The sequence below is a fragment of the Pedobacter psychrodurus genome (assembly GCF_032678585.1).
GTDB classification, from domain to species: domain Bacteria; phylum Bacteroidota; class Bacteroidia; order Sphingobacteriales; family Sphingobacteriaceae; genus Pedobacter; species Pedobacter psychrodurus_A.
This window is the reverse complement of sequence record NZ_JAVTSN010000008.1, coordinates 32,755-53,921: the sequence shown is the minus strand read 5'-3', so window position 1 is coordinate 53,921 and position 21,167 is coordinate 32,755. Positions and strand designations below refer to the sequence as shown.

Annotated in this window: 24 protein-coding genes; 12 read left to right on the top strand and 12 right to left on the bottom strand. The window is 38.2% G+C overall.

Translation table 11 applies throughout. The features are described 5' to 3' along the window. Positions 1-83: 83 nt before the first annotated feature. The 3 genes from R2S57_RS07275 (at position 84) to R2S57_RS07265 (ending at position 1,677) form a co-directional block, all read left to right on the top strand. Positions 84-509: a VOC family protein gene (locus R2S57_RS07275; RefSeq protein WP_316844385.1), complete on the top strand. Its 426-nt coding sequence runs from the start codon at positions 84-86 to the stop codon at positions 507-509. Positions 510-838: 329 nt separating this feature from the next. Then, the gene (locus tag R2S57_RS07270; protein WP_316844384.1) at positions 839-1,117 is read left to right on the top strand and encodes a hypothetical protein; all 279 of its coding nucleotides are present in this window, start codon (positions 839-841) and stop codon (positions 1,115-1,117) included. Between the two features lie 155 nt (positions 1,118-1,272). Next, positions 1,273-1,677 (top strand): hypothetical protein, encoded by a 405-nt coding sequence (locus R2S57_RS07265; RefSeq protein ID WP_316844383.1) that lies wholly within the window; start codon positions 1,273-1,275, stop codon positions 1,675-1,677. Here the strand turns inward: R2S57_RS07265 and R2S57_RS07260 are convergent, their stop codons facing one another. From R2S57_RS07260 to R2S57_RS07205, 12 genes are all read right to left on the bottom strand, one after another. Beyond that, positions 1,678-2,364 carry a DedA family protein gene (locus R2S57_RS07260; protein WP_316844382.1) on the bottom strand — a complete coding sequence of 229 codons (687 nt, stop codon included), beginning with the start codon at positions 2,362-2,364 and terminating at the stop codon, positions 1,678-1,680. It lies immediately after the preceding gene. 65 nt (positions 2,365-2,429) lie between these two features. Continuing rightward, complete coding sequence (locus R2S57_RS07255; protein ID WP_316844381.1) at positions 2,430-3,131, bottom strand: DUF4397 domain-containing protein; 702 nt, start codon at positions 3,129-3,131, stop codon at positions 2,430-2,432. Positions 3,132-3,189: 58 nt separating this feature from the next. Continuing rightward, a complete protein-coding gene (locus R2S57_RS07250) occupies positions 3,190-3,867 on the bottom strand; it encodes a DUF4397 domain-containing protein (RefSeq protein WP_316844380.1) in 678 nt (225 codons plus the stop codon). Between the two features lie 80 nt (positions 3,868-3,947). Further along, complete coding sequence (gene dnaN, locus R2S57_RS07245; RefSeq protein WP_086545224.1) at positions 3,948-5,072, bottom strand: DNA polymerase III subunit beta; 1,125 nt, start codon at positions 5,070-5,072, stop codon at positions 3,948-3,950. A gap of 33 nt (positions 5,073-5,105) precedes the next feature. Continuing rightward, complete coding sequence (gene gldG, locus R2S57_RS07240) at positions 5,106-6,791, bottom strand: gliding motility-associated ABC transporter substrate-binding protein GldG (RefSeq protein WP_316844379.1); 1,686 nt, start codon at positions 6,789-6,791, stop codon at positions 5,106-5,108. Then, on the bottom strand, positions 6,791-7,516 hold the full coding sequence (gldF, locus tag R2S57_RS07235) for a gliding motility-associated ABC transporter permease subunit GldF (RefSeq protein WP_316844378.1): 726 nt from the start codon (positions 7,514-7,516) through the stop codon (positions 6,791-6,793). Before gldF ends, gldG begins: the two co-directional genes overlap by 1 nt. Positions 7,517-7,640: 124 nt before the next feature. Next, positions 7,641-8,309, bottom strand: a complete 669-nt coding sequence (locus tag R2S57_RS07230; protein ID WP_316844377.1) for a porin family protein — start codon at positions 8,307-8,309, stop codon at positions 7,641-7,643. 202 nt (positions 8,310-8,511) lie between these two features. After that, complete coding sequence (locus R2S57_RS07225; protein WP_316844376.1) at positions 8,512-9,165, bottom strand: porin family protein; 654 nt, start codon at positions 9,163-9,165, stop codon at positions 8,512-8,514. Between the two features lie 208 nt (positions 9,166-9,373). Beyond that, complete coding sequence (locus R2S57_RS07220) at positions 9,374-9,904, bottom strand: hypothetical protein (RefSeq protein ID WP_316844375.1); 531 nt, start codon at positions 9,902-9,904, stop codon at positions 9,374-9,376. Positions 9,905-10,307: 403 nt separating this feature from the next. Next, positions 10,308-10,850: a hypothetical protein gene (locus R2S57_RS07215; protein WP_316844374.1), complete on the bottom strand. Its 543-nt coding sequence runs from the start codon at positions 10,848-10,850 to the stop codon at positions 10,308-10,310. Between the two features lie 4 nt (positions 10,851-10,854). Continuing rightward, complete coding sequence (locus R2S57_RS07210; protein ID WP_316844373.1) at positions 10,855-11,562, bottom strand: ATP-binding cassette domain-containing protein; 708 nt, start codon at positions 11,560-11,562, stop codon at positions 10,855-10,857. Positions 11,563-11,639: 77 nt separating this feature from the next. Beyond that, complete coding sequence (locus R2S57_RS07205; protein WP_316844372.1) at positions 11,640-12,560, bottom strand: glycerophosphodiester phosphodiesterase family protein; 921 nt, start codon at positions 12,558-12,560, stop codon at positions 11,640-11,642. Between the two features lie 26 nt (positions 12,561-12,586). Here R2S57_RS07205 and R2S57_RS07200 point away from each other — a divergent pair, with 26 nt between their 5' ends. The 9 genes from R2S57_RS07200 (at position 12,587) to R2S57_RS07160 (ending at position 20,850) form a co-directional block, all read left to right on the top strand. After that, positions 12,587-12,763 (top strand): hypothetical protein, encoded by a 177-nt coding sequence (locus tag R2S57_RS07200; RefSeq protein ID WP_316844371.1) that lies wholly within the window; start codon positions 12,587-12,589, stop codon positions 12,761-12,763. Then, positions 12,747-14,390, top strand: a complete 1,644-nt coding sequence (locus tag R2S57_RS07195) for a glycine--tRNA ligase (RefSeq protein WP_316844370.1) — start codon at positions 12,747-12,749, stop codon at positions 14,388-14,390. The genes R2S57_RS07200 and R2S57_RS07195 overlap by 17 nt, the downstream gene beginning before the upstream one ends. Positions 14,391-14,539: 149 nt before the next feature. Further along, on the top strand, positions 14,540-15,220 hold the full coding sequence (locus tag R2S57_RS07190; protein WP_316844369.1) for a 2'-5' RNA ligase family protein: 681 nt from the start codon (positions 14,540-14,542) through the stop codon (positions 15,218-15,220). A 31-nt stretch (positions 15,221-15,251) separates the two neighbouring features. Further along, positions 15,252-16,127 (top strand): DUF6252 family protein, encoded by an 876-nt coding sequence (locus R2S57_RS07185; protein WP_316844368.1) that lies wholly within the window; start codon positions 15,252-15,254, stop codon positions 16,125-16,127. Positions 16,128-16,278: 151 nt separating this feature from the next. Next, on the top strand, positions 16,279-16,686 hold the full coding sequence (locus tag R2S57_RS07180; RefSeq protein WP_316844367.1) for an AraC family transcriptional regulator: 408 nt from the start codon (positions 16,279-16,281) through the stop codon (positions 16,684-16,686). 86 nt (positions 16,687-16,772) lie between these two features. After that, on the top strand, positions 16,773-17,537 hold the full coding sequence (locus R2S57_RS07175; protein ID WP_316844366.1) for an SDR family NAD(P)-dependent oxidoreductase: 765 nt from the start codon (positions 16,773-16,775) through the stop codon (positions 17,535-17,537). Between the two features lie 317 nt (positions 17,538-17,854). Continuing rightward, entirely contained in the window at positions 17,855-18,544 is a 690-nt protein-coding gene (locus R2S57_RS07170; protein WP_316844365.1) for a CAP domain-containing protein, read from the top strand. A gap of 129 nt (positions 18,545-18,673) precedes the next feature. Continuing rightward, complete coding sequence (locus R2S57_RS07165) at positions 18,674-20,194, top strand: catalase (RefSeq protein ID WP_316844364.1); 1,521 nt, start codon at positions 18,674-18,676, stop codon at positions 20,192-20,194. A gap of 143 nt (positions 20,195-20,337) precedes the next feature. Next, positions 20,338-20,850, top strand: coding sequence for a GtrA family protein (locus R2S57_RS07160; protein ID WP_316844363.1), 513 nt, complete (start codon positions 20,338-20,340; stop codon positions 20,848-20,850). The last annotated feature ends 317 nt before the right edge of the window (positions 20,851-21,167 follow it).

Sequence of the window (21,167 nt, the reverse complement as noted above, 5' to 3'; positions counted from 1 at the left end):
ACCACCCCCTTAAATCGTCTCTTTTATACCCCACAGCGCTTAAATATTCTGGCTAACTTGTGATAACATAAAATTGATATAAAATGGCAAAAGCAATTGTAACATGCCTTTGGTTCGACGGACAGGCCGAGGCAGCAGCAAAATATTACTGCAGCGTTTTTAAGGATGCTAAAATTACACAGGTTACCCCTATGGTGGTTACCTTCGAACTAAATGGAAATAAATTTATGGGCTTAAATGGTGGTCCAAAATTTAAGTTCGACGAAGCCATTTCGCTAATGGTAAATTGCGACAATCAGGAAGAAATTGATTACTACTGGGACACCTTTACCAAAGATGGTGGCGAAGAAAGCGTTTGTGGTTGGTTAAAAGATAAATTCGGCCTTTCATGGCAAATAGTACCTTCCAATCTGGGTGAACTGATGGCAGAGCCTGAAAGGGCCCAAAGAGTGATGGAAAAAGTAATGCAGATGAAAAAGCTTGATATCGCTACACTAGAAAATGCTTAGTTTTTAATGCCTTCAAAAGCAATGTTGTAAGATAAGCCCAACTCATCAATAAATATCATTTAACCACAGATACATAGGCTAAGCACAACTGCTGCCCAGCCATTCAGGCGGAGAATATAAAGATCCGTGTTTATCTGTGTCATCTGTGGTTAAGGCAATTACTTGATGTAATAGCACTATTGGATTTAAAGATAATTTCATATCTTAGGTATATAAAAAGATTAACGATTTTAACCGCGTTAATCATCCCAATTTTTCTTTGTACCTCCTGGGGCTTCTTTGCACATCAAAGGATAAACAACCTTGCTGTTTTTATTTTGCCCGCTGGTATGATTACTTTCTATAAAAAGAACATCAAATACATTACAGAACATGCTGTAGACCCCGATAAGCGAAGGTACGCCGATACCCTAGAAGCGCCACGGCATTATCTGGATGTAGAAAATTATGAGCAAAATATCGATAGCATTCCCAAAAAATGGGATGATGCCTTAGCGAAATACGGTCAAAAAAAGTTGAATGCCGATGGCATTGTTCCATGGCAGATTGTACGCACCTATTATAGTTTGACCAAGGCATTTAAAACAGGTGATTCTGTAAAATCTTAAAATATTCTGCTGATCTCGGCCATTATATAGGTGATGCACATGTTCCCCTACATACCACATCAAATCATAACGGGCAACTTACAAACCAGGTAGGTATTCATGCCTTTTGGGAAAGCCGCTTACCCGAATTATTTTCTACCAATTACAACTTTGTTGTGGGCAAAGCCAATTACATCGAAAATCCACTTAAAGAGGCCTGGAAAATACTTAAACACACGCACAGTTTGGTTGATACTGTTTTAACTTTTGAAGCCGAATTGAATGTTTCATTTCCTCCCGCCCAAAAATATAGTTTTTCAGAACGGAACAATAGCGTACTTAAACAGTACTCAAAGGCATATTCAAAAGCCTACCATGATAAAATGAATAACATGGTAGAAAAACAAATGCGCGCTGCGATATTAGAAATTGGCTCCTTCTGGTATTCGGCATGGGTGGATGCTGGCCAGCCAGTGCTTAAAAACCTGATCAAAACCGATTTATTGCCATATGAGAAAAAAGAATACACTGAAACCGAAAAGAAATACCAGCATGGTTCACTTATCGGTCGCGAGCTCTAACTATCCTTTAGGTTTATCACCTTCAATAATTTCTTCGATTTTTTTAGGCTGAAAGCGACTTCTTACTGCCGCCCAAATAGCTGGGACAAAAGTGACCACTGCAATAAAGATAATTACGAGTTCGAAGTTATTTTTGATCACTGGAATCTGTCCTAACAGATAACCGCCGACTAACAATGCAAAAATCCAGGCTACACCACCGATGATATTGTAATACGTAAAACGGCCAAAAGGCATTTTAGCTATTCCGGCTACAAAGGGTGCTATGGTTCTGAAAATAGGCAAGAATCTGCTCAACATGATGGCTTTACCGCCATGTTTTTCAAAAAACTCATGCGACTGATGATAATATTTAAGCTTTAAAATCTTGTTCTTCTCCTTAAATACACCTGCGCCTAAAACACTTCCCAGTTTATAATTAACGGTATTTCCTAAAATTCCCGCTACGATTAAAATGATCAGCATGATCCAGATATTTAAACCCGTTTCGTGTTCGCCAGCAATTAGAGCACCCATTGCAAAAAGCAAAGAGTCGCCTGGAAGAAACGGTGTTACCACAAAACCAGTTTCGGCAAAGATGATCAGGAATAAAATGAGGTAAGTCCAGGTACGGTATTCGTTAACAATTTCTGCTAAATGAACGTCGATATGAAGAATAAAATCTAAAAGCTGCTGTAGTATTTCCAATTGATCTGATTTTGGGCAAAAGTATGAATAGTAAAAGGATTAAGTGCTAATCAATTGCAATAATATTAATTGGTTGCGATTATCCTATTTTTAAGCTCACCTTTTTTATCACCGTCTAATAATATCAGGTAAACCCTGCCTTTATTAATACTTAAAGAATCTAAACGGGCCACCACTGGTGGCGGGTTTGTTGCAGTAGGGGTTGACAGTTTAAAGGCAAATTTCATAGCCTTATTTACCTTCACTTTAAAAGTTTTAGTTCCTCCGTAAGCAATAGAAGATTCAGTAGGGCTAGCCGTATTTGTACTGTCAGTAATTACCACACTAGATTTCAACGTGTAACCCAGGTTTAAAAAAGTAAGTTTAGCCGAATCCAGATCTGGCTTTACATCGTCTTGATAGATCTTTAGTTTAGCTGGCTTATCAATGGCTTCTTTAAGATAAAAAACAGAATAATTCTGGCCGATTTTAAAGGTTTGATCTGCCAATACTGTAGCATCTACCCCACTATTAATATTTTTGGTTGTGATTTTGAAAATAGAATCACCTGGTATAACAACGTAACTTGTATTTGTATTATAAGCTACAGAAGTTCCGATTTGTATCCCGTTTAAATAAAAATTTTGTGTAGTATCAGTCGAAGCAGCTTGAAAGAAACGGATTTTAGCATCGCCTTTAATGAAATTATTGTTTTTGATACATGAGCTAATTAAAAAAGCACATATAAAAAGGAGAAATATTTTGGCAAACAATACTGTATTTTTCATATAAATCGCTGATGCTAATAAAACGTAAAGATAACAGAAAGCATATGAATTGTTGAAATTAATTATCGGTAATGATATGCGCCGTTAACGTTGCTGCTGTTCCACCACTAAACCAAATGGTATAAATTTTTCCTGCTTCTAGAGCTGTACTTTCGATAGTTTTCACACTACCAGAACCTACCACCGTATATCTTAAATTAAATGCTGTATCTACGGTAAAATAGGTAGAGGCTTCTTTAAAAGCCAATCCGTTAACAAATTGCGTCCCCCCTTGTACCAGTACATTTATACCTGTTACAAAACTGGGGCTGAGGTTAATCAGTTTAATTTTTGCTTTGTTTGTTTCCGTATTGCTTAAATTATCCTCATAACTCACCACTTCCATATCGCCTTTTTTATTGGTAACCAAAAACGTGGTGTAAGTGATAGAAGGTGTAAAGTTTACGGAGGTGCCGGTCTTCGTACTATTTGTGCCAGTATAAGAAATACTTCTGTTTCCCGAAGGTATTTTTAGATATTCACTGGTTTCGCCAAAAGCTAAAGCGGTAGCGGTAAGTTTTTCATTGTCTAAATAAACATCCTGATCCGCTACTGCTTGCGAGGCATTTACAATTTTCACCTTCGCCTCTCCATTAACCATTTCCTCAGGGTCGTGTTTTTTACAGGACGATACTCCAATAGTGACCAAAACAATAAATAGTAGCGATGATTTTGAGAGGTTAGTATAGATTTTCATATTTGGTTATGTTGCTAAACAACAATGGCCTGGTCAAAAACCAAGCCATTGTTCTATGAAAACTAAAACAATAGTAGATTTTAATAACTGTTATTTAGCATTACCGGCATCACCAACATTAAAACATCTTCGTTTTCATCATTGGTTTGCGGGATCAAAAGACCTGCCCTGTTCGGGGTAGAAAGTTCTAAAGTAACTTCATCACCGCTTAAGTTGCTTAACATTTCGATTAAAAAACGTGCATTAAAGCCGATTTCAAGATCTTCGCCATCGTATTGACAGCTCAAACGCTCATGTGCCTCGTTTGCAAAATCTAAATCTTCAGAAGAGATATTCAATTCGCTACCGCTAATTTTTAACCTTACCTGGTGGGTCGTTTTATTCGCAAAAATAACAACCCGGCGAAGGGTATTTAAGAACAAACTTCTATCAATAATTAATTTGTTTGGGTTATTTGTTGGAATTACCGCCTCATAATCTGGATAACGCTCGTCTATTAAACGGCACACCAAATTGATATTTTCGAACTTAAAAAACGCACTTGTGGCATTGTAATCTACTGATACATTGATATCTGTAGAAGGTAAAGCCGCTTTTAACAATGTTAAAGCCTTTTTAGGAAGAATAAATGAAGTGGCTTTATCGGCTTTGCTATCCATACGGCGGTACCTTACCAATTTATGTGCATCTGTTGCCACAAAGGTAATGTGCTGAGGAGATAACTGACAGAATACACCCGTCATTGCCGGACGAAGCTCGTCATTACTTACTGCAAAAATGGTTTTGGTAATGGCTTCAGTTAAAACCGATGCCGGTAAATTTACTGAAGAAGCATTTTCTACGACTGGAATCTTCGGAAAATCATCACCATTTTCGCCACTCAATTTATATTTACCATCGCCGGCACTGATCTCGATCGCAAAAGTACTGTCATCGATATTAAATGCAATAGGTTGATCTGGTAAAGTTTTAAGGGTATCTAATAAAATTTTCGATGGAACAGCCACTTTACCTTCTTCCTTAGATTCTACAGCCAAAGCAGTGGTCATGCTGGTTTGCAAATCGGTAGCCGAGATAGTTAAGTTTCCATCTTTAATTTCGAAAAGAAAATTTTCTAATATAGGTAAAACCGTACTGCTGCTTGATGCACCATTTACAGTTTGTAAGTGTTTTAATAGAGTTGATGTGGATACAATAAATCTCATGATATCATTTAGTCTTCTTCAAAAATATAAAAATTATTTAGCGTACTTGTATTTGCGGTAATAATGTTGAAAAATCGCAAAGAATATTAACAATAGCAAGGGGGCCACAACATTTATGAACTGCCACTTCGTTTTTTCGAGCTTAATTTTGGCCTTATCCAATAATCTGATCTTCACTTCCTTATTTCTGAGCGTAATTAAGTTGTCATCGTCGGTAAAATAATCAACGATATTGAGCAATAATGCCTTATTTCCAAAGGTACGTTGCGAATAACGATCAAAACCCAGTGGAAAAGGAGCTCCGTTTTGCGCTGATACCTGGTTTTTAAATATATCACCATCCCCTATTACAATCATCTTAGCGGCTTTGCCGGTACTTTCCATCGTATATGGCTTTGCGATGTTGGCTGGCAACGGCCTGCCTGCAAAAACAGACGGAAAGTTCCCTTCTAACAGCAAACCCACATTTTGTGGCTTGCTTTGGAAAGATCTTGGATCCAACTGCTCACCAACCATTTGCAAGCTAAACAATTTAGGTACATTATACACTTTATTATACGCAGATGTACTTAAAATGTACGATTTTTTCACGCCCCGTGCACCAATGGTATCAACCGTGCTGGGAAACTCAGATTTTATCCCATCCAGTTTTTTCACCACGCTCAGAGCGGTATCTGGCAGTAAAACAGGATAATAAATCCATGGAACTAGCTGCATCTGATTCTGCCCGCCCACAACTCCTGTGGAAACCGGGATTTCGGCACTGTTTGCAGGATCGGCAATGATGTTGTAATTAATCCTTGCACCGTACATAAAAAGCATGTCGTCCAGATTCAGGTTTTTATTGATGGCCATCTGACCGCTTCTTCCCCCTAAACTGTCCAGTTCGGCATTTACCTGATCGATGCTCCATAGCACACGGCCACCATTCATCACAAAATAATTGATCTTGTACTTCTCCGTTTCAGTGAAAGCCTTTTTGGGTTTGGCAATAACCAACATTTTCAATTTATCCAAACCTTCCTTATCGATACTGTTTAAATCGATACGGCCTACTAAATAACTATCAGATAAAGTATGTATGGCGTCAGCAAGCTGCAAATCAGACAGCTCTCCATTCGATTCGGAAAAGCCGATCCGTGGGTTGGTGCCCGTAATTACCTTCTTTAAACTCGATGTGAAAAGATATTCCAGGTTTTCTATAGAACGGTTAATATTGTCTTCATAACTCCCGCGGGTATCTAAATTTTGAAACAGTTTAACAGGCAATTGCTTGCCATCACTCTCAATCATCGCCATCGGAAAAACCAGCTTTTGTGTGAGTCCGGCTTCTGTCTTCACACTTAAATTGGTCGCTTCAATTCCTTTCTCATACAGGTTATTAATTACCGTATCCTGATCAGCCTGATTCAACCCTGCAATCGGATCCACAAAAACAATTTTCACCTCGACTTTGGCATAGGCTTTATAATCGGACAAAATATCGCTAACTGCAGCTTGTAAACGCTTAAATGCCGGAGGCAGCTCACCATCCAAAAATACAGTAATGATGACGGGTTTTTGGTTGTTAACCAACAGCTTTTTTGTTTTATCGCTCAGTGTAAAACGTTTATCAGCGGTAAAATCAAAGCGGTGAAAAACATACCGGCCAGCAATATTTAAAATAAACAATGCGGCAATAACGATGATAAAATTAATCCATTTATTCTTCTGTTTCATTACCGTTTCCCTCCTATGATCAATTTGGTAAAACATAAAAACAGCACCGAAAAAGTTATAAAATAAAGCAGGTCGCGGGTATCTAAAACACCACGGCTGAGGGATATATAATGTTCATTGATGCCTAAATTGGTAATCGAGCTTTCAATTCCCTGCAACAAGCTGATTTTACTCAGATAATCGAAACCCAGAAAGGAGAATGCACATAAAGCAGCACAGATGACAAAGGCAATGACCTGATTTTTGGTTAACGACGAGGAAAAGATTCCGATGGACGTAAAAGTTGCGCCCAACAAAAACAAACCGGTATACGAACCGATTACAGCACCCGAATCGATATTCCCTTCCGGAAAGCCAAGTTTTGAAATGCTATAATAATAAATCAAGGTTGGGATCAGGGCAAAAAGTACCAAAACCAAACTCGCCAGGTATTTTGCACCAATAATCTGCCAGATCCGGATGGGTTTGGTAATTAAAAGTTCGTAAGTTCCTTCTCTTCTTTCTTCAGCGAAAGACCGCATGGTGATGGCCGGGATCAGAAACATAAAAAGATAAGGTACCAGACTGAAAAAGCCATCCAGTTCGGCGTATCCGTAATCGAGTATAGAAGTATCGGGGAAAAACCAAAGTAACAGACCCGAAACCAATAGAAAAACGCCAATGGTGATATAAGCAACCATCGAACTTAAGAAACTGAATAACTCGCGTTTAAAAACTGCGTACATGTGCGATTAAAACGCCGAAGTTAACCATTTATTCCTGCAAAATTAAAAGGACATCGATTAAAACATGCATTATAAATCGAAAGTACTGTTTAGAAAAAATTCTTAAAGGCTATCCCAGCTGTACTTATAAAGAAAAGCCCAACCCTATCGAATATACCAGGTTTTTAGCTTTCAGGTAGGTATCTTTAGAATTGGAAATTTTTAGCAAACTTGTGCTAATACCGGCATGTACATTTAATCCATTATTGAGCTGATAACCAGCTAAAGCGTTTCCACCAAAATCAAAGCGCTTAAAATCCTGATCAGCTCCGAATTTAATATTTTGCTTATCTGGTCTTACCACATCCGTATTTGTATAAGTATATTTAGCGGTTCCTGATAAAGCAATGCCGATATAGGGTCCTAAACCAAAAAACAACCTATCTTTTCCTACAGGAATATAAGTAACCGCATTGGCTGGAATTTCGAAATACAACAGGTTAATTTTGCCTGATATGTTATTATTGGGCGAAAAGCTGGAATATAATGCCCTGGTTCCTTTCCCTACCACTGAAAAACCAGGCTGAAAGCTTACACTTTTTCCTAAAGCTATATCTACTGTAGCACCAAAATAAAATGAAGGATTAACACTATTCTCACTTATTCCGCCACCGTCGTAGGCAATAGCATCGTTATTGGTAATCATTTTTGGGAATGTTACACCTGCTTTAACTGTTATTGGTAAAGGTTTCCGCTGTGCATAAGCCGTTAAACTAAATGGTAAGACAAGTAAAAGTAGAGCTGTGTTTTTCATCGCGTATGAATATATATTCAGATTGATCGAAGCATTTTTTGTATTAAAAGGCGGGCTGTATCATCATTATAGATTTGTCATCCTGAGCCTGTCGAAGGACTTTATGAAATAACCTTTATGTATTTCGACAAGCTCAACATGACAAAATCTGATGAGAAATGATCTTTATGATACAGCCTCCTTTATTATTATTCTTTCAGTTCTAGAAAGAAAAACCTACACCAACTGAGAAAACCTTGTTTTTAAAGGTAATATCTTCCGATACATCCTGATCTAAGATGCTGCTAAGACCTAATCCGTATCCCGCATGGATATTAAAACCATTGTTTAACTGATAGCCGGCCAAAAAATTTAACCCAAAATCGCTGCGTTTAAATTCTGACTCATTCTCGCCGAATTTAATATCTTCTTTTACTGATCCAATTTTACCGTTTGCACTTAATGCATAAGCAAAGTACGGTCCGGCACCTACAAATAATTTACCTGAGCCTAACTTAAAATTTGCAACTACATTTACAGGCAATTCGAGGTATTTAAAATTTAGGGTTGCTTCTTCATCCGTTCCAAATTCCTCTTCTTCAAACGATATGCTATTGTCGTTAAGTTTTGTTCCTTTATTAATAAAGGTTAAACCTGGTTGGATAGAAATAATATCTGACACTGCAAAATCAACCGTACCGCCAACATAAAAAGATGTTTTTGAATCGAAGTTTACAGAAGCACTTCCCGATGAGACGGTCATGCTTGGAAAAGCTATACCTGCCTTGACACCAAAAGTTACAGGTTTGTTTGTTTGAGCTGAAGCTGCAAAGCCTAAACCTGCAACTGTTAATAAAGATAATACTAGTGTTTTCATCTGATTTTTTTTTGAGAGTTGTGTGAGAATTGTTTTTTTAGTTTCCGTGTTTTCCCTACAAGGAGACAACATTACAATGATAAAAAACTAATTTGATAGTTAATAAAATAATTACCAAATTATTTTATTAACTCATAGATTTTAAATTGTTTATAAACAACAAAGTCCCCAATTTCTCGGAGGCTTTGAAAATAAATTATGGATATTATTACAAACCGAATGCAAAAGCAGCACGTAAGCCAATGAAGCCTGTAGAACCACCGTTACCTGACCAGTTTTCATAACGTAAACCGAAATCTAAACTAGATTTATCAGCAACAGAAAATGACGCGCCTAAAGTTGGTGCAACAGCAAATAAAGTGTTACCACCAGTTTCAGTACTAACTGCAGCACCTAGTTCACCAGCACCATAAAAATTACCACCAAAATAATATTTGGCACCTGCTTTTAAAGGAACAACACCTGCACTTGTAGGAAGCCCCAACGCTTTAAAAGCATCTTTAACGTCGCCTGTTAGCATTACTGATAAATAACCAGCAGAACCAGTTAAACTTAATGACTTTGCTACCGGATGCTCATACTGTAATGAACCACCAACGATTAATGAATTCGAATTCTTTTTTGTTGGTAAGCCAAACTCAGCACCAATGCTTAGTTTTTGAACCGCTCCTTCTGTTTGAGCCGAAGCTGCAAAGCCTAAACCTGCAACCATTAATAAAGAAAGTAATACTTTTTTCATGTGATTTTTAAATTATTGTTCGTTAATTATTTTGCTCTTATAGACAAGCTTTATGCCAAAAACGTTACAAACAAAATAGAAAAGGCTGAAACAGAATTACAAAATACTGATTTACTGATAAATACAGCTAAATATTTTTATTCCAAAAAGGTGTGATGATTTCAAAACAAACAGGTTATTGTATTGTTTTGACGAAAAAATCAAAAAGGGGATCAATGAAATTTAATCCGAATAAACGGCATCATTACCATGATAGCAAAGCGAAGAATAGCCAACATCAAGGTAACTATATATGAAATAACGATTCGCATCAAGTCCGCATTTTAACACAAAAACGCGGACTTGATGCGGACTTGCTGCGAATATGGGGTTAGCTTGGTAATACGCTGATGACTATCATCAATTACAAGCCAAACACATAAGCAAACCTTATCCCTACAAAACCTTTGGTATTGGATTTATTGATGGCAACAAGATCGTTTTTGCCTGTCCATGCTTCGTATCTAATGCCAAGGTCGAGTTTATTCCCACCGGATAATTTAAACTGGTTCCCAATACCCGGTGACCAGACAAATACAGTTTTTTGTCCGTTGTTTAAAGGCAATGCTGCCCCCAACTGGCCTTCTGCATAAAAACTTTCGCCCAGTTGATATTTTAAACCTGCTTTTGCCGGGATATAAGTAAGGTCTTGTACTTTAAAAATTTGGTTCCGTTTGCCGAAAAAATTCATAAAGCCACCATTTACAGTCAGGGCAAAATCTTCCGTTATGGGAAAAGCAGCTTTTATAGAAGCACCTGTACCTATCCCCGATAAACCTGAAAAATTTCCTGACGGCAGACCTATTTCCGCACCCACATCGATACTTGCGCTGTTTTGGGCTTTCAATGCAAAGGGTATTAAAAATAAAGTAGCAATAAAAGTAATCGTGGTTTTTAGGCTAAGCATGTGGTTAAGCGGTAAGTTTTCTGAAAATATCTTCTAATGGTAGTTGATGATGTGCTTTTTTAAGACCTTCGAGTGTATCATTGGCCACAATCTTGCCTTTGTTAATGATGATGATGTCATCACAAATGGCTTCCACTTCCTGCATAATGTGTGTAGAAATGACCACTGTTTTAGCCGTGCCCAATGTTTTAATCAATTTCCTGATATCCACCAGTTGGTTGGGATCCAAGCCTGATGTGGGTTCGTCTAAAATCAGCACTTCCGGATTATGGATAATCGCCTGAGCTAAACCCACCCGCTGGCGATAACCTTTAGATAACATCCCGATTTTTTTATGCTGTTCTGGATTTAAACCCACCATTTTGATCACTTCATCTATCCGCAGGGATAAATTTGTGAGTTTATAACTTTGACCTACAAAGTTTAAAAACTCCTTTATATACATATCGGTGTAAAGCGGTGTATTTTCGGGAAGATAACCAATGTGTTTCTTGGCTTCAATCGGTTCGGCAAGGATACTTTTACCAGAAATTTCAGCTTCGCCAGAGCTCGGTTCCAAATAGCCCGTAAGCATACGCATGGTGGTCGATTTACCCGCCCCGTTCGGACCAAGAAAACCTAAAATACGACCAGGCCTGGCTTCAAAGCTAATGTCGTCTACCGCTTTTTGCTTATCGTAATGTTTGGAAAGATTTTTAACTGAAATACTCATTTTTTGTTTTTTGCCACAGATTTGAACAGATCAACACCAGATTGCAGGTCGATAAACCGCATCTTTTTTATCTGTGTTTAATTCATGTGAGATGAACTTAATTTTTTATTATACCTAAACTTATCCAATTCTTCTGATGCTTGTGGCAGGTTATCGCCCGATAAAATATCAGCGCCATTATTAACCAGATGGTAATAAACATTTCTTGCAGGACTGGCCAATGCACTTTTATCGATATTTCCCATCGTACCTAAAATAGTGGTGATGCCTTTAGCATGTAGATATTGATACAATTCTTTATCTGGCGCAGAAACGCCTACAAAGGCAACGATCCGATTATTGGGAATCCCCAGGTTATTTAAGCGTTTCAATTCGGCCTTTTTTTGAACAGATGCTGAGATCATCATTTCCGGTGCCAACTGATGTACATCTTTTGCCTGATCTGCTGTATAGGTAATGATAATAGAGTTGCTTTCTACTTTATATTGCCTCACTTTTTCAATCACTTTGGCATAAGAAACACCTTTTTTTAAATCGATGGTTAACAAAACTTTTCCTTTGCTCCAGCTTAACACGCTATCCAAGGTAGGGATTTTAAAGGCCGTTTCTTTACCATCATTGTCTTTCAGGTCAAACGCTTTTAACTCTTCGTACGTATAATTGCCAATTGCTCCCTTTCCTGTAGAGGTTCTGTCGAGTTTATCATCGTGCATCAGCACCATTACCGAATCTTTACTGTAGGCAATATCAAACTCGATAATTACTAGATTATAAGTGGTGGCATTATCGAAAGTTTCGATGCAGTTTTCGGGAAAACCAGGCATTGGGCCACCCCGATGTGCACTAATTAAAGGGAAACGATTTTCCGGCGACCATTTTAAGAACTGATATAATTCTTGGGTAGTGCTAAACTGAATATATTGATGACTTTTTTGTTTTGCTTTGCAAGAGGTAAAAACTGCAACAATAACCAGGAATAGGAAGTGATGAAATTTCATGCTTCAAAAGTAGGAAAAAATGGAAGATGGAAGATGTAAAATGGAATGTTAATCCGTTAATTGTTCAAGAGGTTATTAATCATGTACAATTTACCAACAAACCAACTCCTACTACATTTAGCTTGATCAAAAACCTTCAGCCTTATCCCTTTAAACCCTCCACCTTTTTATTATCTTTGCTGCATTATGGCTCAAAAGAATAACGACGAACAATTTAAAAATGTAATATCACACGCCAAAGAATACGGTTTTGTATTCCAGAGCAGCGAAATATATGATGGCTTAAGTGCTGTTTACGATTACGGCCAATTGGGTGCCGAATTAAAAAACAACATTAAAACCTACTGGTGGAAAGCCATGGTACAGATGCATGAAAACATTGTAGGAATCGACTCTGCAATTTTTATGCACCCAAAGGTATGGAAAGCCAGCGGACACGTTGACGGCTTTAACGACCCGATGATCGATAATAAAGACTCTAAAAAACGTTACCGTGCCGATCAGTTATTAGAGAATAAAATTGATGAATTATATTCGGAACTGGCTAATTTCAGTGCAGAAAATAAAGCTAAATTTGAGGAATTTCAACAAGAGATATTAGGCTTAAGTGATGAAGGCCAGGCAAGCTGGGTGCCGACTTTTAAAGATGAGGCTACCATTTTAGACCATACAAAATATCCTTTTGTTGAGGAAGCCAGCTGGAGATTTGTAAAAAAAGGATTGGTGCTGGAGGTAGAAATGAACCTGGCCCTGAAATCTGAAAACTTAGCACAGTTAAAAGATTTAATTGTTGATTATAAGGTAATCTGTCCGATTTCTAAAACTTCAAACTGGACAGATGTACGCCAGTTTAACCTGATGTTCAGTACGCAGTTTGGTGCAATGGCAGAAGGAAGTGATGAAGTTTATCTTCGCCCTGAAACAGCGCAGGGTATTTTTGTAAACTTTTTAAATGTTCAAAAATCGGGAAGGATGAAAATTCCTTTTGGTATTGCGCAGATTGGTAAGGCTTTCAGAAATGAGGTAATTGCCCGTCAGTTTATTATGCGTATGCGTGAGTTTGAGCAAATGGAAATGCAATTTTTTGTTCGCCCGGGTGAAGATAAAAAATGGTTCGAGTATTGGAAAGATGCACGGTTAAAATGGCACAAGGCATTAGGTACCGCTCCTGAAAAATACCGTTACCACGACCACGTGAAACTGGCGCACTATGCCAATGCCGCTACCGATATCGAGTTCGAATTCCCGTTCGGATTTAAAGAAGTTGAGGGTATCCATAGCCGTACCGATTTCGATTTAACGCAACACCAGGAGTTTTCTGGTAAGAAAATGCAGTATTTCGACAACGATTTAAACGAAGAAGGAAAACCTTATGGCAATTATGTACCGTATGTAATTGAAACTTCGATCGGTTTAGACCGCATGTTCTTATTAACGATGATCAATGCTTTTGAAGAACAGGATTTAAGCACCGAAGACAAACAGGATAGCCGTACTTTATTACGTTTACACCCTGCTTTAGCGCCTTATAAAGTAGCCGTTTTCCCTTTAACCAAAAAAGATGGTTTGCCAGAAAAAGCACGTGAAATTATGGATGAGCTGAAATTTGATTTCAACTGCATTTATGAGGAGAAAGATGCCATTGGTAAACGTTACCGCCGTCAGGATGCCGTGGGTACACCTTTCTGTATTACGGTTGATCACCAAAGTTTAGAAGACAATACGGTTACCATCCGCCACCGCGATAGCATGGAGCAAGAGCGTGTAGCCATTGCCGATTTAGGAAACATTATCGGTTCGGCAGTAAGCTGGAAAACTTTGTTGGCATAAAAAACATAATCCGTCATCTCGAGCGGAGAGCAGCGAAGCCGAGAGATCTAAAGGTAGATTTCTCCCCGCCTGTACGCGTTTCAGTAGAGATGACAACAATTTTACGAGGTCGCAGGTTTTAAGCCTGCGACTTTTTTATGTAAGAAAACATGAATCTAACCGAGCACTACTATAAACTTTATACCGATTCCATTGCTAAAATATCATCCGGCCAGTACGAAACAGACCCATTAATTGATGATGAGACCGATCAGCGTTTTGGCATTACTTTGGTCATCAGACCAGATGCCGCAACCAACAATAACATCCAGCAGTTTTTAACTGAGGCAAAAGCGATTGAGCCTGATCAATATTATTACCAGAATGCTGATATCCACATTACACTAATGTCGATCATTTCCTGTTATAATGGTTTTGATTTGAAAGATATTAAAGTTGAAGATTATATTCAGCTGATTCAACAGATTTTAGCCAGGCACAAAAGTTTTAAGATCCAGTTTAAAGGCCTTACGGCATCACCATCCTGCATTTTAATACAAGGATTTTTAACGGATACTTTAAACGAAATCAGGGATGATTTACGGGCCGGGTTTAAAAATTCGACGCTGCAACAGAGCATCGATAAACGTTATGCCATCCAAACGGCCCATTCTACGGTCATCCGTTTCAGATCGGAACTGGAGAATAAAGATAAATTGGTGAAGCTTATCGAAAAATACAGGGATTTTGATTTCGGCACTTTTGAAGTAAAACAGGTAGAACTGGTATATAACGATTGGTACCAGCGGGAAAGATTTGTTAAAAAATTATATCAGTTTTTTTTACCCTAGCACATTAATTAACCCTTTCATATTAACGCTCGTGAAAATATCTTTCAAATTATCTCTATTGGCACTCGTATGCCTTTTCATTACATCATCCTGTAAAAAAGAAATCGATTACCACCAGGAATGGGCTGTATCTACTATGAGTGCAAAAGTTGATGGCGATTTACTACAATGTACTTTAGCTACTGCCCAGATTTATGATGTTGGCGGAAAAATAAGTGCACAAATTTCGGGCTTTAAAGGTACCACAGCATTTACTTTGGTGATCAGTGATTTTAAAGGCATTGGAACTTACACCTTGGCCGATAACAACTTCGCAACTTATCTTACCGGTACATCCTTCTTTCAAGACGCTTACATTGGCAGTACAGCAGGAACAATAAAAATAACCAGTTATTTAGCCGACAAATACATCAAAGGTACCTTTGAATTTAATGGAGAAAACCAATCTACTTCAACAAACAAAAATATTACTGAGGGCCAGTTCAATATCAGTTTAGTTCCGGTTAAACTGCCCGAAACCAATAACAGCACCAACAATTTAAGTGCAAAAGTAGATGGTACTACAATCGGTTTTACTGGTGAAGCCATAACAACCAACTTGCCTGCTGTTGGCAATTTACTTACCATAGTAACCATAAATGGTGAAAAACGCATGATTCTCGGCGTAATCGGTTATAAAGGCGTTGGCACTTATGACTTTTCGGAAGATGGAAATGGATCTTATATGAAAGATCAAACATCTACAGGCTCATTTACGGCTACAAGTGGCACTTTGGTGATTACCAGCGAAGCAGGCGGTAAATTAAAGGGAACATTCTCATTTATAGCACCCAATGAAAATGGGACGATCAATACATCTGTAACGGTTACAGATGGCACATTTGATCTACCTCTTAGCAAAAAATAAAAGTTATATTTTAAAACATTAAGCCGTTGATTTTAACAATCAGTGGCTTTTGCATTTAATAATCCTTCGGTCATAAATATCAAAGGATATTAAGCAAATTTCATATTCGCCTTTTGCTTATTATATTTGTTTAAACAGCAATCTCCCTGATATGAAAATTCCACAGAAGTTTTTTGCCCGTCGACATGAAATTGCCGCAGATTATTTAAAAGAATTGGATAAACACCTCGATGATATTGTATCAGGCCGTGCTATCGAAATGTTTGAGGTCAGGGATTTTGCCGATTTAATCCATGTACACCCCACCCACCTCAGCAACACCATAAAAGCAGCCACAGGCCATTCGCCATGTTTCTTTTTTGAAGAACGTTTAATGGAAATTTCGAAATCAATGTTGCAGAATGTAAGTATGCCTATTGCCGAAATTGCCCGGATATTAACTTACGATCCGTCTAACTTTACCAAGTTTTTCAAACACTTCGCAGGCCAAACCCCAAAACAGTACCGGGAGGCTTATTTCGAATCTTTGGCAACAAAAAAGGAAGTTATCACCATATAAAACTTAAACAGTCACCATTTTTACTTAAGCTATCACCATTTTTACAGCGGGTTTCCCTTTAACTTTGTTTAACAAATTAAAAGAAAATGGAAACACAAAATAAAATAGCCCTGGTAACCGGCGGTAGCCGTGGATTAGGAAAAAATGCAGCTTTAAAAATTGCGTCGAAAGGAATTGATGTTATCATTACCTATCAATCTAAAAAAGAAGAAGCAGAAGAAACAGTAAACGAAATTAAAGAACTTGGCGTAAAGGCAGTTGCCTTACAATTAAATGTAGCCGAAAGCAAAACTTTTGATACTTTTTTCGTTGAAGTAAAAAATGCACTAAAATCTGTTTTTAATGCAGAAAAGTTCGACTTTTTAATTAACAATGCAGGTGTTGGCATCCATGCCTCTTTTGCCGAAACCTCCGAAGAACAATTTGATACTTTGGTAAACATCCATTATAAAGGAGCATTCTTTTTAACACAAAAAGCCTTGCCTTTATTAAACGATGGAAGTGGCATTATTAACGTTTCTACAGGTCTGGCACGTTTTGCTACCCCAGGTTATGCAGCTTATGCTTCGATGAAAGGCGCAATGGAAACATTAACCAAATACCAGGCAAAAGAATTGGGTACAAGAGGTATCAGATCGAATATTATTGCTCCTGGAGCCATCGAAACGGATTTTGGCGGTGGTGTAGTACGCGATAACGACCAGCTTAACGCAGGAATAGCAGCGAATACCGCATTAGGACGTGTGGGTTTACCGGACGATATTGGCGGTGTAGTGGCTTTCTTATGTACGGAAGATGCAAGATGGATTAATGCACAACGCATTGAAGCATCGGGCGGTATGTTTTTATAATTATCCGCAGGTTTTAACCACTAAGACACAAAGGCACCAAGGTTAATTTCTTTGTGTTCTTGGTGTCTTGGTGGTTATTTTTATGTTTTAGCTACTCAACGCTATCCGCTAAACGCTGAGGGCATATATTACAGATTTGTAAACCACCAAGACACTAAGGCACCAAGGTTAATTTCTTGGTGTTTTGGTGGTTATTTTACCGGTTTAGCTACTCAACGCTATCCGCCAAACGCCAGGCCCTATCCGCCCAGCGCTACCAAAAATCCTTGAACAGAAAATAATCTGTATCAATCGGCGTTATCCATGAAAGTCATCCGATGTTTAAAATACTTCTACCTACCCTTTTCCTGTTCATCCTCGCTGGCCAAGTTAATGCTCAAAAATGGACAGATGCCGAATTTCGAAAAGCCAATACCGCAGCAAATGCATCCTATTTAAGCAACGAAGAAAAAAACATTGTGATGTATATGAACCTGATCCGCCTGGATGGAGAAAAGTTTTATTATACCTTTTTAGAAGATTATATTAACACCTACAATGCCAAAGTACGGCAATATAGAAACTATAACGAGTTAAGAATTACCAGAAACAATACCTATTATACCTCTTTACTGAAACACCTAAGAGGGATAAAAAACCTGCAAATGTTTTATCCTGATGACAAACTAACATCTTTAAGCCGTAACCATGCCCAGGATCTGAACAGGAATAACCTCGATACACACGAAAGTAGCAATGGCGATAAATTTTCGAAACGTTTATCTAAATATTTTCCCAATAAAGCCATGAGCGAAAATATCGATTTTGGCTATTCGAACAGTCTGGATATTGTATGTCATTTATTATTGGATTGTGGCGTACCAAGCCTCGGTCACCGTTTTAATTTACTTGATCAGAAGCACAAACTTAATACCGTTGGCGTGAGTATACAGCCACATCCTTCATATACCTGGTGCGCGGTGATCGATTTTGTTGCACAACCTACATTTTACAGTAACAATGAGTAAAATTTAGTAATTTTAATTCATCAAAAAGGGTTGTAGCATATCAATATTATCTATGTCGAAATAGAGAATAACGGTTTGATATGGGGGATAATTAGACCAATTTTATATCGAACTAGAAAGAATTAAACGATGAGCGAAAAGAAAAAACTAACCAGTGCTTCGGGCATTCCATATGCAAATAACGAAGATAGCATGACTGTTGGCCCCCGCGGTCCGATTCTGATCCAGGACTTCATTTTGCATGAAAAAATGGCTCACTTTAACCGCGAACGGATTCCTGAACGTGTGGTACATGCAAAAGGTTCTGGCGCTTATGGTACTTTTACGGTTACCCACGATATTACAAAATATACCAAGGCCAAACTTTTCTCGGAAATTGGTAAGCAAACCCGTACGTTTTTACGTTTCTCTACCGTTGGTGGCGAAAAAGGATCGGCAGATAGTGAGCGCGATCCACGGGGTTTTGCGCTGAAATTTTATACCGAAGATGGCAACTGGGATCTAGTTGGCAACAACACACCCGTTTTCTTTGTAAAAGACCCGAAAAAGTTTGGCGACTTTATTCATACCCAAAAACGCGATCCACAAACCAACATGAAAAGTCCAACGATGATGTGGGATTTTTGGAGTTTAAACCCCGAAAGCTTGCATCAGGTATTGATTTTAATGAGCGACAGGGGAACACCATTCTCTTACCGCCACATGCACGGTTTTGGCAGTCATACCTTCTCCTTTTACAACAGTAAACACGAGCGTTTTTATGTAAAGTTTCACTTCAAAACCAAACAGGGCATCCAAAATTTCACCAATAATGAGGCGGTTGATATGAAATCACAGGATCCTGATCATTCACAGCGCGATCTGTTTGAAGCGATAGAAAGGGGTGAATTTCCAAAATGGACGTTAAAAGTACAGGTTATGCCTTTTGAGGATGCCAAAACTTACCATATTAATCCATTCGACCTCACAAAGGTTTGGCCACACCGCGATTACCCTTTAATTGAAGTGGGCGAATTGGAATTGAACGAAAATCCGGATAACTACTTTGCCCATGTAGAGCAGGCTGCCTTTGCTCCTGCGCATGTGGTAGTTGGTATATATTATTCGCCTGATAAAATGCTGCAGGGACGAATTTTATCTTATCCTGATGCACAACGTTACCGTTTAGGCGGCAATTATGAGCAGATTCCGGTTAACCGTTGTCCGTTTATGACCAACAACTATCAACGTGATGGTTTAATGGCCGTTAATGGAAACGGTGGATCGAACCCTAATTATTTCCCAAATAGTTTCGATGATGTAGTGGCTGACCAAAGTTATAAACAACCGGCCTGGCCTTTAGACTCTTTATTGGCCGATAGCTACAATAGAAATGATGAGGGTGAAAATGACCACTATACTCAACCAGGTAATCTGTTCCGGTTAATGGACCCTGATGCGAGGAAAAACACCATTGCCAATATTGTAAGTGCCATGGGCGGTATAAACGGGGTAAAAAAAGATGAAATTGTGAACCGACAGCTTTGCCATTGGTTTAGGGCCGATATGAGTTTAGGTTTGGCGATTGCTAAAGGTTTAGATTTAAATCTGGATAAAGCAATGGAAGGTATGGTACATGCAGACCCACCCCACAAAGCCACTAATGGATAATGATATTAAAATGTCTCCGATTATCGGAGGCATTTTTTGTTTCTATAAAATTCTATATAAAAAATTACCTTTGCGGTTAGAACACCTATATTATAGGTTGATTGTAACCTTTCGACCACAAAACATTTAATATTTTAACATCAATGCGCAACGCAATTTTAGCCATCATAGATTTTTTTCACCCTCCCTTTAAAAAATATATCTCTTTACATAATTTCAGGTATTTAGCTACTGGCGGAGGTACATTATTATTAGGGATACTAAGCTATTATTTTGCGTACTTTTTCATTTTCAAAAGTGAAGAAGTAGATTTTGGGGTAATTGTACTTCAGAGAGAAACAGCATCATTACTGATCGATTACGCTATTGCTATACCAACCAGTTTTTTACTGAACAAATATGTGATATTTACCCATAGCGAATTAAAAGGCAGGGTGCAGCTTTTTCGCTTTCTAAATCTCCAGTTTATCAATATACTGGCTAATTATGTTTTATTGAAGTTTTTATTGGAGCTTTTGAGAGATTATCCAACCTTAGCCATGCTTTCAAGAATATTGGTTTCAGTTTTAATGGCACTTTTCAGTTACCTATACCAACACTATTTTACATTTAGCGTAAAGAAAATCGGGGATAAAAAAGAGAAGAAAAATCATTGATTCAGTTTGGATATAGTACCTTTTTTTTGCCACGCCCGCCTGAACTGCAGGGCAGGGAGATACGGAAAGCACAGGCATAGTAAGGATGATTAGATTAAAAATCAGGTACATCAGCACCAACCTGTGTGTTTAAACGGGATGGAAGCGGTATCCTTTTGCGGTCATCCTGAGCGTAGTCGAAGGACAGCAAAAGAATTAGCGTACAGCCCAACAGAACACTCCCTATAAAAGACTACCCTCGCTTTCCTAATCATTACTCTTATTTTTTTTGGAAAGCAATCCTTTCGATTTCTACAGTCCCGCCTTCTCTTCAAGTT